Source organism: Flavobacterium sp. 245 (genome assembly GCF_004362055.1).
GTDB lineage: Bacteria > Bacteroidota > Bacteroidia > Flavobacteriales > Flavobacteriaceae > Flavobacterium.
In genome coordinates this window covers 72,456-86,840 of sequence record NZ_SNXB01000001.1, presented here as the reverse complement: position 1 = coordinate 86,840, position 14,385 = coordinate 72,456, and the positions used below count along the sequence as shown (strand labels likewise).

The 14,385-nt window shown below is 34.1% G+C and carries 8 protein-coding genes; 6 read left to right on the top strand and 2 right to left on the bottom strand.

Going from position 1 to position 14,385, the window contains the following annotated elements:
- The first annotated feature begins 10 nt into the window (after positions 1 to 10).
- The 3 genes from EV145_RS00340 (at position 11) to pbpC (ending at position 8,951) form a co-directional block, all read left to right on the top strand.
- Complete coding sequence (locus tag EV145_RS00340; RefSeq protein WP_133523265.1) at positions 11 to 5,683, top strand: alpha-2-macroglobulin family protein; 5,673 nt, start codon at positions 11 to 13, stop codon at positions 5,681 to 5,683.
- 158 nt (positions 5,684 to 5,841) lie between these two features.
- Positions 5,842 to 6,432 (top strand): transposase, encoded by a 591-nt coding sequence (locus EV145_RS00335; protein WP_133523264.1) that lies wholly within the window; start codon positions 5,842 to 5,844, stop codon positions 6,430 to 6,432.
- A 143-nt stretch (positions 6,433 to 6,575) separates the two neighbouring features.
- A complete protein-coding gene (gene pbpC, locus EV145_RS00330; protein WP_133523263.1) occupies positions 6,576 to 8,951 on the top strand; it encodes a penicillin-binding protein 1C in 2,376 nt (791 codons plus the stop codon).
- Between the two features lie 220 nt (positions 8,952 to 9,171).
- Here pbpC and EV145_RS00325 read toward each other — a convergent pair whose 3' ends face one another.
- Positions 9,172 to 10,716, bottom strand: a complete 1,545-nt coding sequence (locus tag EV145_RS00325; RefSeq protein ID WP_133523262.1) for a ribonuclease E/G — start codon at positions 10,714 to 10,716, stop codon at positions 9,172 to 9,174.
- A gap of 393 nt (positions 10,717 to 11,109) precedes the next feature.
- Positions 11,110 to 11,400: an HU family DNA-binding protein gene (locus EV145_RS00320; protein WP_007805026.1), complete on the bottom strand. Its 291-nt coding sequence runs from the start codon at positions 11,398 to 11,400 to the stop codon at positions 11,110 to 11,112.
- A 140-nt stretch (positions 11,401 to 11,540) separates the two neighbouring features.
- Between EV145_RS00320 and mutY the strand changes: the two genes are divergently transcribed.
- Genes mutY through EV145_RS00305 form a run of 3 tightly spaced genes read left to right on the top strand, consistent with a single transcriptional unit; the run spans position 11,541 to position 14,384 of the window.
- Positions 11,541 to 12,587, top strand: a complete 1,047-nt coding sequence (gene mutY, locus EV145_RS00315) for an A/G-specific adenine glycosylase (protein WP_133523261.1) — start codon at positions 11,541 to 11,543, stop codon at positions 12,585 to 12,587.
- A gap of 37 nt (positions 12,588 to 12,624) precedes the next feature.
- The gene (locus EV145_RS00310) at positions 12,625 to 13,065 is read left to right on the top strand and encodes a single-stranded DNA-binding protein (protein WP_133523260.1); all 441 of its coding nucleotides are present in this window, start codon (positions 12,625 to 12,627) and stop codon (positions 13,063 to 13,065) included.
- 23 nt (positions 13,066 to 13,088) lie between these two features.
- Positions 13,089 to 14,384, top strand: coding sequence for a gliding motility-associated protein GldE (locus EV145_RS00305; RefSeq protein ID WP_133523259.1), 1,296 nt, complete (start codon positions 13,089 to 13,091; stop codon positions 14,382 to 14,384).
- The last annotated feature ends 1 nt before the right edge of the window (position 14,385 follow it).

The window sequence follows — 14,385 nt, the reverse complement described above, 5'->3', positions numbered from 1 at the left end:
CTAAATAAAAGTGAAAGCAAAAGGATTAGTTCTCGTGTTTTGTGTGTTTTTTATTTTTCAATCTTGCGGCAGAAAATCAGCAGCCGATTTTAATTCTGATTTTTCATTATTTAAAGAGTATATAGTCAGTTTCACCGGGGGAATAGTCTCGTCGGAATCTGATATTAGGGTTGTTTTGGCTTTTGATAAAAAAGAATGGAAAGCCAATCAGGTTTTAGACAGCGATTTATTTGACATTTCGCCAAGCGTTGACGGAAAAGTGGTGGCACTTTCGCCAAATACAATTGCTTTTATTCCAGAAAAAAAGCTGAAACCGGGTACAGAATATCAGGTAACTTTGAAATTGAATAAACTTATTACACTTCCAATAGAGAAAGAAAAAGACCTTTCTGAATTCAATTTTACAGTCAAAACAATAAAACAAGATTTTACGATTAATACGGCCGATATTCAGTCGTATAGTAAAGAATTTCAATATTTAAACTGCGTTTTAAAAACAGCTGATAATATTGATGTTGAAACAGCTAAAAAGTTAGTCGAAGCGAAACAAAAGGGAAATAATCTTAAAATTAAATTTGAGAAAAAATCAGGTTTTGGCAAAGAATTCAATTTTATAATTGACAGTATTCAACGTTATTCTGAAGCAACAAATTTAGAAATTCTTTATGATGGAAGTGATTTTGATATTGATCAGAAAGGACAAATTGATTTTCCGATTACCAATATAAACGAATTTAAAATCGTAAAAGTTGAAGTTCCCGATGGAAATAACCAGTCGGTTTTGATTAATTTTTCTGAACCTCTTGAAAAAGGACAGGATTTTAAAGGATTAGTTTCGATTCAGAATACCAATAATTTAAAATTTTCTACAGAAGGAAATCTGCTTAAAGTTTATTTCAATAATGAAAAAACGCCTGCAAAAAAAGAAGTTGTAGTTCCTGTTGAAGAAACCACAGTTTCACTTGTAGATTCAGCAGCAGTTGTGGTGGACAGCGCAGCAACAGCAATTTCAGAACCTATAGAAGTAGTTGAAAATGATGAAGCTGAAGCCGAACCAGAACAAATTGCGGTAGGAGATTTACTGATTGAAGTTTTTCAGGGAATTGAGAGTCAGTACGGCAAAAAAATGGAGGCTAATTATTCTGAAAAAATATCTTTTGATCAGATAAAACCAAATGTACGCTTTATTAAAAACGGAACAATTCTGCCAAGTTCAAATAATTTAAAATTGAATTTTGAAGCGGTAAACTTGAGCGCAGTTGATGTGAAGGTCTATAAAATATATAAAAATAATATTCTGCAGTTTCTTCAGTATAATGAATTAAACGGAGGTCAAAATCTCAAAAAAGTAGCGCAGCCTATTGCCAAAACAACACTGAATTTGATTGAAAGCAAACTTATAAATCCGACTAAATGGAACACATTTGCATTGGATTTATCCAAACTTATTACGCCAGAACCAGGAGCAATTTATAGAGTTGAATTTGCTTTCAAAAAGAAATATTCGCTTTATAAATGTGAAACTTCAGACGGAGATCAAAATGATGAAGAGGAAGAAGAAGTTGATGAAAACGACGTGAACTATAGCGGCAACTCTTACGACGATTATTATTATGATGATTATGAGTGGAGAGAAAGTCAGGATCCTTGTTCAAGTTCGTATTATTACAACTCCAAAATTGCAACCAATATTTTAGCAACAGATTTGGGTGTCATTGCAAAAAGAGGAGAAAATAAATCGTATGTGTTTGTTGTAAACAATATTGTTACAACAGAACCAGTTTCGAATGCTAGAGTTGATTTATATAATTTTCAACAGCAGAAAATAGGAACTCAGGCAACAAGCAGTGAAGGAATTGCTTCATTCCAGCTGAATAAATTCGCGTATTTTGCAATTGTGACTTTGGGTCAGCAATCAACTTACGTAAAACTCGATGACGGACTTTCGTTGTCTGTAAGTAATTTTGATGTTGCGGGTGAGACACTGCAAAAAGGGTTAAAAGGCTTTATTTATGGAGAACGTGGCGTTTGGCGTCCGGGCGATAATTTGTATTTGTCTTTTATTTTAAATGATGCCTCGAATAAATTGCCAAAATCACATCCGATTAAATTCAGATTAAATGATCCGAACGGAAAAACGGTTTATCAAACGGTTCAAAAAACAAATGAACTAAATCATTATGCCTTTACGGTTCCTACAAACCAAGATGCACCAACAGGAAATTGGGAAGCAATGGTAAGCGTGGGAGGAGCGAAATTTTATAAAAGCATAAAGATTGAAACAATTAAGCCGAATCGTTTAAAAATCAAAAATACGTTTACCAGAAAAACGCTTTCATCATCTTATCCAAATACTGATAATCTAGAAGTGACGTGGCTTCACGGTGCGATTGCTAAAAATCTGAATGTAGAAATGCAGGCGAAATTTTCTCAGCAAACTACTACTTTTAAAGGATACGAGAAATTTAGTTTTGATGATTTGGTGCGTCAATTCAGCACAGAAGAAATCAATGTTTTCTCTGGAAAATTAAATGAAAACGGAAAAGCATCTGTAAATATTCAGCCAAAATTGCAAGGTCAGGCACCGGGAATGTTGCGCGCCTCATTTATAACGAAAGTGTATGAAGAAGGAGGTGATTTTAGTACTGATGTTATTTCGACAACTTATTCTCCGTATAAAACGTATGTCGGAATTAAATCTCCGGAACTTAACAAGTATAATATGCTTGAAACCAGAACTGCAAATCGTTTTGACATTGTTACGGTTGATGAAAACGGAAGACCAAAATCAGTACGAAACTTAGAAGTAAAAGTTTTCAAAGTAGACTGGCGCTGGTGGTGGGACGCTTCAAGCGATAATTTATCAAATTATAATTCTTCGAATGCGACAACTTCATATAAAACTTTCGTAGTTAATACTGATTCAAGTGGAAAAGGAAGTGTTCAGTTTTCTTTAACCGATGAAGAGTGGGGACGTTACCTAATTCGTGTTTCAGATAATACAGACGGACATGCAACTGCTTTGACAGTCAATATTGACTGGCCAATTTGGTCTGGAAAAACAAGAAACAGAGATGCTTCAACTGCCAATATGCTAGTTTTTTCTACAGATAAAAAAAATTATGCCGTTGGTGAAAAAGCACAAATTTCCTTTCCTTCAAGTGAAGGCGGACGCGCGTTGATTTCAATCGAAAACGGATCAAAAGTAGTACAGACGATTTGGGCAAAAACAAAACAAGGAGAAACAAAAGTTGAGGTTCCAATTACTTCGGCCATGGCTCCAAATGTGTATTTCAATATTACATTACTGCAGCCTCACGCTTCAACTAAGAATGATTCGCCAATTCGTATGTACGGAATTGTCCCTATTGAAGTTGTAGATAAAAACACAATTTTGGCACCAACGATTAATATGCCTGATGTTTTGAAACCAGAGCAACCTTTTACAGTGAAAGTAGGAGAAAAATCAGGTAAAGAAATGACGTATACAATTGCTGTTGTCGATGAAGGACTTTTAGATTTAACTCGTTTTAAAACACCAAATGCATGGGATAGTTTTTATGTTCGTGAAGCTTTAGGCGTAAAAACTTGGGATATTTATGATGATGTAATTGGCGCGTATGGTGGAAAAATAAATCAGATTTTCAGTATTGGTGGAGATCAGGATTTAGGTGGAGGAAAAGCTAAGAAAGCAAACCGTTTTAAACCTGTTGTATTGTATTACGGACCATTTAAATTAGAAAAAGGGCAAACGAAATCGCATCAATTAAAATTACCAAAATATATTGGTTCAGTGCGAACCATGGTGGTTGCTGGCGATGCAAATACAAGTGCTTATGGAAGTGTCGAAAAAGCGACGCCCGTTAAAAGTCCGTTGATGGTTTTGGCTTCGTTGCCAAGAAAAATTTCACCTTCAGAGAAAGTAACAATTCCGGTTACTGTTTTTGCAACGGAGAATAACATTAAAAACGTTTCGATTCAAATTAAAACAAGCAACGGTTTAAAAGTAATGGGAAGCGCAACGCAATCCTTGACTTTTGCTTCGCCTGATGAAAAAATGGCGTATTTCAATTTGGTTGTAGGTGCTGCAACTGGAATAGCTAAAGTGCAGGTTATCGCAACTTCAGGAAATGAAAAATCGAGTTATGATGTAGAAATTGATATGACCAATCCGAATCCGGTTACAAGTACTTTTGTCGATGTCGTTCTGCCTCCAAACAGTACTAAAACACTTTCGTGGAAAACATTTGGAGTGGCCGGAAGCAATAAAGCCAGATTAGAAGTTTCGTCAATGCCGTCAATGAATTTGAATGGAAGATTACAGTTCTTGATTCAATACCCGCATGGTTGTGTAGAGCAGACAACTTCATCTGTTTTCCCGCAATTGTATTTAGCTGATGTTGCTGATATTGATGCTGTTCGCAAAGGTTTGATTCAAAAGAATATTACTGCTGGAATCGCAAGATTAGGAAATTTCCAATTGTCTAACGGTGGAATGCCTTATTGGCAAGGAAACGCCGTTGCAGATGACTGGGGAACATCTTACGCGGGACATTTCTTGATTGAAGCCGAGAAAAAAGGATATGTATTGCCAATTAATTTCAAATCAAAATGGCTGTCGTATCAGCAGAAAGAAGCAAAACAATGGCGTTTTGAACAAAAATACGGCAACGATCTCGCTCAGGCTTACAGATTATATACTTTGGCTTTAGCCGGAAATGCTGATTTGTCTTCAATGAACAGATTACGAGAAACAAAAGGCATTTCGAACGAAAGTAAACTTCGTTTGGCAGCAGCGTATGTTTTAGCAGGACAAAAATCGGCTGGACAAAGTTTGTTTCTGAAAACAAGTATTGACGGCGATTCAGACGGATATAATTATTACTATTATGGCTCAAGTGAAAGAAACCGTGCAATGGCTTTAGAAACATTACTGCTTTTGGGACAAAAACAAAAAGCATTTACAACGGCTTCAAAACTGGCAAAAGAAATGTCAGCGAATCAATGGATGAGTACACAGACAACAGCTTATTGTTTGTATTCGATGTCGAAATTTGCAGTAAGCAATGGGCCAAAAGGAATTAATATTCAGTTTAGTAAAAATGGTAAAGGAGAAACGATAAACACGCAAAAAACAATTGCTGACCGCAGTTTGTCTGCTGCTAGCGGAACAAACAGTATTACATTGAAAAACATTAAAAATAATACGGTTTATGTTCGCGTACTGAATACTGGAATATTGCCAATTGGACAAGAAAATGCAGTTCAAAATGATGTTTCTGCCAATATTGTTTTCAAAAACAGAAAAGGAAGCGTAATTAATGTTTCAAAAATTAATCAGGGAACAGAATTTATTGCTGAGGTTACGATTAAAAACCAAAGAAATGAAAGTGTTCAGAATGTCGCATTATCTCAAATTCTGCCTTCGGGATTCGAAATTGTAAATACTCGTTTCACAGATTATGGAGACGCCGTAAACAATACTGCGGATTATATTGATATTCGTGACGACAGAACTAATTTCTATTTCGGAATGAAAGCAGGAGAAACAAAAGTTTTCAGGATTCTGTTAAACGCATCGTATTTAGGAAATTATTATTTGCCTGGATTGCAATGTGAAGCGATGTATGATAATACTTTCTTAGCGAGAACAAAAGGATTCTGGGTTGAGGTTGTGAAATAAGGTTTTGAATATTAAGTATCCTAACAGGTTTCCAAAACCTGTTAGGTATCTATGTTACGTTAGATGAAAAAATATTTTTTTTAAGTAAACCTAACAACTTTTGGAAACCTGTTAGGATAATAAAAGTGAGAAATAATAAATTAAGAAGATTATAAAAGTTGAAGAGGGATATTTTTGAACATGGGCAATATTATCATATTTACAATCGAGGAAATAATAAAGAGAATATTTTTGTTGAGGAAAAGAATTATAATTATTTTCTAGAAAAATTAAAGAAATATATTGTTCCGATCGCAGATATTTATGCCTATTGCTTGCTTAAAAATCATTTCCATATAGTTTTACGAATTAAGGAGAGAGAAGATACTCCGGAAAAATTTAAAGGAAAAATTCATTTGCCATTTTCAAATTTATTTAATTCCTATTCTAAAAGTATTAATAAATCGTATAATAGAAGTGGCAGTCTATTTCAAGAACATTTGCAACGTAATAGAATTGAAAATGAAAATTATTTAAAGCAATTAATCATTTATGTTCATTTGAATCCGATTAAGCATAAATTTACTGAAGACTTCGAAAATTATTTACATTCATCTTATCGTTCTTACTTGACAGATAAACAAAGTAGTATTGATAGACAGTTTATTCTTGAATTGTTTGATGATTTAGGAAATTTTAAATTTTGTCATGACGAAAGAAGGATTATTTATGAAGGAGTGCTTAATGACGTAAGTTTAAGTGATGATTAAAAGTAGTTTTCTCTCCCAATAGGTTTTCAAAGCCTTTTAGGTATGATATTAAGAGAAAGTTGATTTTCTTATAGTTATTATTAAAAAGATACCTAACAGGTTTTTAAAACCTGTTAGGATATTAAAAAAACTCTCGAGTTACATTGAAAAATAAATTAATAGCGTTCTCGCAACGCATTATAAATTGGATAAAAAGAAATAAAATAAAATCAGCAATTGTATTTATACTCTTGCTGATTTATTATTTCTCTGTACCTCGAACTTTGTTTAAAGAACCTTATTCTACGGTGATTGAAAGCAAAGAAGGAGAATTGCTCGGAGCCAAAATCGCTCGTGACGGACAATGGCGGTTTCCGGCGCAGGACAGTGTTCCGGATAAATTCAAAAAATGTATCGTTTATTTTGAAGACGAATATTTCTACAAACATCCAGGATTTAATCCAGGTGCAATGGTAAATGCATTTAAACAAAACAAAAAAGCTGGAAAAGTAGTAAGAGGAGGAAGTACATTAACACAGCAGGTTATTCGATTATCTCGAAAAGGAAAAAACAGAACCTATTTCGAGAAAATTATCGAAATCATTTTAGCAACAAGATTAGAATTAGGATATTCAAAAGATGAAATTCTCGAAATGTATGCGGCTCATGCGCCATTTGGTGGGAATGTTGTTGGACTAGAAATGGCTTCTTGGCGTTATTTTGGTGTTCAGGCCAATCAATTATCTTGGGCAGAAAATGCTGTTTTGGCTGTGTTGCCAAATGCGCCAAGTTTAATTTATCCGGGAAAAAATCAGATAAAATTACTAAACAAGCGTAACCGACTTTTGCTAAAACTTCATCAGGAAGGAATAATTGACAAGCAAACGTATGAACTTTCTATAGAAGAACCTTTGCCGCAGAAACCGTATGATTTGCCTCAAATCGCACCACATTTACTGCAGCGAGTGGCTAAAAATGAAGAAGGAACTAGAGTGAAGACCACGATAGATTATGCGTTGCAGAATCGTGTAAATCAAATTGCGAGGTATTATTACAATCAATACAAGCAAAATGAGGTCCATAATTTAGCTATTTTGGTAATTGATGTTCAAAACAGGAACGTAATGAGTTATGTTGGAAATTCTCCAGCCGATTCAGATCACCAAAAAGATGTTGATATTATTGATGCGCCTCGAAGTACAGGAAGTATTTTAAAACCGCTTTTATATGGCGCAATGCTAGATGACGGCGAATTATTGCCAAATACATTAGTTGCTGATATTCCGACACAAATTTCAGGTTATACACCGCAGAATTTCAACCTTACTTTTGACGGAGCTGTTCCGGCACATCGCGCATTGTCGCGTTCACTGAATATTCCTGCTGTTTTGATGCTGCAGGATTTTGGCGTAAATAAATTTTATGAAGAACTGCAAAAATTTAAATTAAGAGATATTAATAAAACCCCAGATCATTATGGTTTGTCGCTAATTTTGGGCGGTGCCGAAAGTAATTTGTGGGATTTGTGCCGAACGTATGCGAACTTATCCTCAACATTAAATTATTATGCTAAAAATCAGGCAAAATATAGAACTAATGAGTTTACAGAATTAAATTATAAAAATGATTTTAAGCCCGATTTTGGTTCAGAAACCGATCAAAAGAATATTTTGGGTGCAGGATCAATCTGGTTGACATATAACGCAATGGAAGAAGTAAACAGGCCAGAAGGAGATGAAGCTTGGAAATTTTACGACAGTTCTTTAAAAATTGCATGGAAAACAGGAACAAGTTTTGGGAATCGCGATGCCTGGGCTATTGGAACCAATTCAAGATATGTTGTCGGAATTTGGGTTGGAAATGCAACCGGAGAAGGAAGGCCAACATTGACTGGAGTTACCAGCGCTGCACCAATTTTATTCGACGTTTTTAATTTACTGCCAAGACAAAGATGGTTTGATATTCCGTATAAAGATTTAGAAGAAGTTGAAGTTTGCCGATTAAGCGGTTATCTGGCAAAAGAAAACTGTCCGAAAATAAAACAGTGGGTGGCTAAAAAAGGAAAATCAACAAAAGTTTGTCCGTATCATAAAACGATTCATTTAGATAAAACGGAACAGTTTCAGGTAAACAGCAGCTGTGAAAGTGTCGAGAATATTGTTACTAAAAATTGGTTTGTACTGCCTCCCGTTATGGCTTGGTATTATAAAAGTCAGCATATAGAATATTTGCCATTGCCACCTTTTAAAGAAGGCTGTGAAGGAACGCAAACTACAACAATGGATTTTATTTACCCAAAAACAAACAGTAAAATTTATTTGACTAAGAATTTTAACAGTGAAGTACAGCCCGTTATTTTAAAAGTAGCGTATTCTGAAAGAGATAAAGAATTGTTTTGGTATGTTGATGATGTTTACAAAGCAACCACAAAAACTTTTCATGAACTGCCTATTACGCCAACAACAGGTACACATTATATTACAGTTGTAGATGCTTCTGGAAATGAAATTAGACGGAAAATTGAAATTGTAAGAGAATAATAGTCTTATGAAAATGAGTTCCCTAGCCCTGATGGGAGGGAAAATCCTTTTATTTTTTTCTTTAAAAAATAAAAGATTGGAACGGATAGCTGGAAATTGCTCCTAAACAAAATAAATCTCAATCTTTTAAATGTCAGAGTTAAATACTAAATGAGATTGCTTCGTTCCTCGCAATGACGCATAAAAAAACCGCCAATCTTTCGAGAGGCGGTTTTTTGTTTTATTCTGAAATAACATTTCCTTTTTTATCATAGAAATGGTATTCTAAGTACGTGTAAGCGTCACGAGGTATGATTTTCACCCATTTCTTATGTTCAAAAAACCATTTTGAACGTAATGATGGAAAACCTTTGCTGAGGTATGCAGCCACAAACGGATGTACATTAAGCACAACTTTATTGTGGGTTTTTAAAATTCTGTCCAGATCAGATGCGATTTTATCAATGATTAAAATTGGCGCTTCAATTTCGCCATTTTCATTGTTTGGATCTTCTTCTCTAGTCTTAATATTAACTTCTGGTCTTACGCGTTGTCTGGTAATTTGAACTAAACCAAATTTACTAGGCGGCAAGATTTTATGTTTTGCTTTATCGTCGCTCATTTCTTCTCGCAAGAAGTCGAACAAGACTTTCCTATTTTCAGGATTAGACATATCGATAAAATCAACTACGATTATTCCGCCCATATCACGCAAACGAAGTTGTCTGGCAATTTCAGCGGCAGCAATCATATTTACTTCCATGGCGGTATCTTCCTGATTAGTCGCCTTATTCGAACGGTTTCCACTATTTACGTCTATAACGTGAAGAGCTTCAGTGTGTTCAATAATAAGATAGGCGCCTTTACTCATGGAAACGGTACGTCCAAAAGAAGTTTTGATTTGTCTCTCTATATTGTATTTCTCGAAAATTGGAGTGTCATTTGATTGATAAAACTTTACAATCGATTGTTTTGAAGGTGCAATTTCTTGCAGATATTCCTTCGTTTGATGGTACAACTCTTCGTCATCTATCTGAATACCGCTGAAGGTATCATTAAATACATCTCTTAATATCGAAGAAGCTCTGTTAAGCTCTCCTAATACTTTTGATGGATGATGAGCAGTTGGTAATTTTTTACACATTGCAGTCCATCTGCCAAGCAGGTTCTGCAAATCTTTTTCTAATTCGGCTACGTTTTTGCCTTCGGCTACTGTGCGAACAATAACACCAAATCCTTTAGGTTTGATCGATAGAACAAGTTTTTTTAGACGATCCTTTTCTTTTTTGTCTTCTATTTTTTGAGAAATAGAAACTCTGTCAGAAAAAGGAACTAGAACGATAAATCTTCCGGCAAGAGAAAGCTCAGCACTTATTCTTGGACCTTTGGTCGATATAGGTTCTTTAACTACTTGAACTAAAACAGATTGATTGGCACTTAAAATATCAGTAATGATGCCATCTTTGTCAATCTCTTTTTCAAACTGAAAGGTTTTTAGGGAGAAATCTTTTATTTTACCTGCGCTTACAAGTTTTATGAATTTCAGTTGGGAAGCTAAGTTTGGACCTAAATCGTGATAATGTAAAAAGGCATCTTTTTCGAAGCCTACGTTTACAAAAGCGGCATTAAGTCCTGCAACTGGTTTTCTGATTTTGGCAATAAAAATATCACCAACCTGAAAGTTGCTTTTCTCTTCTTCTTTGTGTAATTCAATTAGTTTTCCATCTTTTAATAAGGCAAAATCTACGGCATCAGAACTAGATCTAATGATTAATTCTTTATTCACACTGTAAATTTTTATCTGTTTTTTCAGAAAATAAAAAAAAGAGAGAAGAGTATAGATTCAAAAAAAATCTAAAATCTTAAGTCTAAAATCTAAAATCTTATCTACAGATGGATTAAACAATATTTTAACAGGTATTGAACCCGGGGAAAAGAAGATTAATAGAGAATAGAACAAAGAAAATAGATTTTTACGTCTATCTTCTATTTTCTTTACTCTTTCATCTTTTTTCAATTTCAATGAACGTTTAAAAAGAAAAAAGTAGTTTAAAACTACTTTTTCTTTTTGTGACGGTTAGCTCTCGCTCTTTTTTTACGTTTGTGAGTAGCTACCTTATGTCTCTTTCTTTTTTTACCACTTGGCATATCGTGTCAGATTTTATGTTAATTAATAGTATTATTTTGCTTCGTTGTTCGTTTTTACTCCTTCTACAAAAACTTTTGCAGGTTTAAACGCAGGGATGTTGTGTGCTGGAATTTTAATTGTAGTGTTTTTTGAAATGTTTCTACCAGTCTTTTCAGCTCTTGTTTTAACGATAAAGCTTCCGAAACCTCTTAGGTAAACATTGTCTCCAGTTTCCAATGAAGTTTTAACTTCTTCCATAAAAGTTTCTACTGTTGCTTGAACATCTCCTTTTTCAAGACCTAGTTTCTCTGAAATTTTCGCTACGATATCTGCTTTCGTCATTTTCTTTCCTATTTTATTTTATAAATGATGTACTATTTTTTTGAGTTTGCAAATATAGGAATTAAAAAAATAATTAATCAAGCTAAATCGTTAAATTTTAATTACATAAACATTTACTTTTGTTTTCTAAGTATTTTTAAATGGATTTTCATAACGTGTTGATAAATTGGTATTTACAAAACCAGCGCGATTTGCCTTGGCGTAAAACGGCCGATCCGTACCTGATTTGGCTCTCAGAAATTATGCTGCAGCAAACTCGAGTTGCTCAAGGAATGCCTTATTTTTTTGCTTTTACGAAGGAATTTCCTACTGTATTTGATTTAGCAAATGCCTCAGAAGAACAAGTTTTAAAACTTTGGCAAGGGTTAGGATATTATTCTAGAGCTCGAAATTTGCATAAAACAGCTCAATATGTGGCAAATGAGCTCAACGGCATTTTTCCGGAAAACTATAAAAGTTTATTAAAATTAAAAGGTGTAGGCGAATATACTGCCGCCGCGATAGCTTCTTTTTCTTATAATGAAGCGGTTCCTGTTGTTGACGGAAATGTTTTTAGAGTTCTTTCTCGTTATTTTGATATAGAATCTGATATTGCTTTGCCGGCGACAAAAAAAGAGTTTGCAGAATTGGCAGCAGAATTAATGCCAAAAGATAATCCAGCGATCTTTAATCAGGCAATAATGGAATTTGGCGCGCTGCAGTGTGTTCCTAAAAATCCTAATTGTATGGTTTGTGACTTTAACGATAGCTGTGCTGCTTTGCAAAAAAAGAAAGTGGCAGTTTTGCCTGTAAAATTGAAAAAAACAAAAGTGACAAACCGCTTCTTTAATTATTTGGTTTTAGAAGATGTTTTAGGAAATACTTTAATTCAAAAAAGAACTGCAAAAGGAATTTGGCATAACTTATATGAATTTCCACTTTTAGAAACTGATGAAATTGTTGGGTTTGATTTGGTTGCAAAAGCAGTTCAAAATGATATTTTTCCTTCCTATACTATTATAGGTATAGAGGAATGTGCAGAAACGACTGTTGTGCATAAACTTTCGCACCAGCATCTCCATATACAGTTTTGGAAAGTAAAAATTAGTAATGAACTACGGAACGGTGTGAACACCAAGGAGTTAAAAAGTTTTCCTTTTCCAATTGTGATTTATAATTTTATTGAAAAGCAAGAAATAAATTGCTAAAAAAATGTATCTTTGGTAGAAATACCACAAAAAAACTATGAACGGAACATTAAATAAGGTGATGTTAATTGGCCATTTGGGAGATGACGTGAAAATGCATTATTTTGATGGAGGAAATTGCATAGGACGTTTTCAGCTGGCTACAAACGAAGTGTACATCAATAAAACAACGAACGAAAAGATAACTTCGACAGAGTGGCATAATTTAGTTGTACGTAATAAAGCCGCCGAAATTTGTGAAAAGTATTTATCTAAAGGAGACAAAATATATGTCGAAGGACGAATAAAATCGCGCCAATGGCAAGCAGAAGACGGTACAACAAAATATACTACAGAAATTCAGGTAACGGAGTTTACTTTCTTGACTACCAAAAAAGAAACAGGAAATCATAGACCAAATCACGAGTCAGAATCCACAAAAAATACTAACTTTGACGCCGCAAATGAAGGCTTGCCCGTAAACGACTTGCCTTTTTGATTGTTTAACTAATTCTTTTTAATTTGGACCCAGAGCCCAGTTTATTTTTTACTACAACTTTAGACACCAATTTAATCATTGGTTTTGTCGGAATATTTATTTTGCTGTTTTTATCAGCCATTGTTTCAGGCGCCGAAGTCGCTCTTTTTTCATTATCACAAAAAGATTTAGACGATGCCTTGCAGGAAAATCTCTCAAAAGGAAAAACCATTTCCAATCTTTTGGACAAACCTAAAAAATTGCTGGCAACCCTTTTAGTTGCTAATAATTTCTTGAATATCGGGGTTGTTATTTTGTTCTCCTTTATTGGCCGAAATATTTTTTCTAATATAACTTCGCCTGCTTTTAAATTCTTTTTAGAAGTGATTCTAGTTACTTTTCTCATTTTATTATTTGCCGAAGTTTTGCCTAAAGTTTATGCCAGCCGAAACAATCTGAAATTTGCAAAACGTGTTGTGTACCCAATCGCTTTTTTAGACAAATTACTTTCGCCAATAAGTTTGCCGATGCGCAGTCTTACTCTATATTTGCAACATAAATTAGGGAAGCAAAAGAATAGCTTTTCTATAAATCAAATTTCTCAGGCTTTAGAGCTGACTGATTCTGAAGGAACATCAACTGAAGAACAAAAAATATTAGAAGGAATTGTTTCTTTTGGGAATACAGATACCAAACAGGTTATGAGTCCGAGAATTGATATTTTTGCCTTAGAAATTTCAGAACCTTTTGCGGCAGTTTGTTCTAAAATTATAGAAAAAGGATTTTCGAGAATTCCGGTTTATAGAGACAATATAGATCAAATTGAAGGCGTTTTGTTTGTAAAAGATTTGTTGCCTTATATTGATAAAGAAGAATTTGACTGGACTTCTTTAATAAGAGAAGCTTTTTTTGTTCCCGAGAATAAAAAACTGGATAACTTGTTAAAAGATTTTCAAAGTCTGAAAAGTCATTTGGCGATTGTCGTGGATGAATATGGCGGAACTTCGGGATTAGTTTCTTTAGAAGATGTTATCGAGGAAATAGTAGGCGATATTAGTGACGAGTTTGATGATGAAAATTTGAATTTTTCGCAGATCGATGAAAAGAATTTTCTTTTTGAAGGAAAAATCAATTTGAAAGATTTCTACAGAATTATTGATGTTGATGAAAATGTTTTTGAATCCCGTAAAGGCGAAGCAGAAACTCTGGCGGGATTTATCTTGGAAATTTTGGGCAATTTCCCTAAAAAAGATCAAAAAATAGCTTTTGAAAACTGTGTTTTTACAATAGAAACGGTAGATAAAAAGCGTATAAAACAAATAAAAGTAACGATAGATTAAG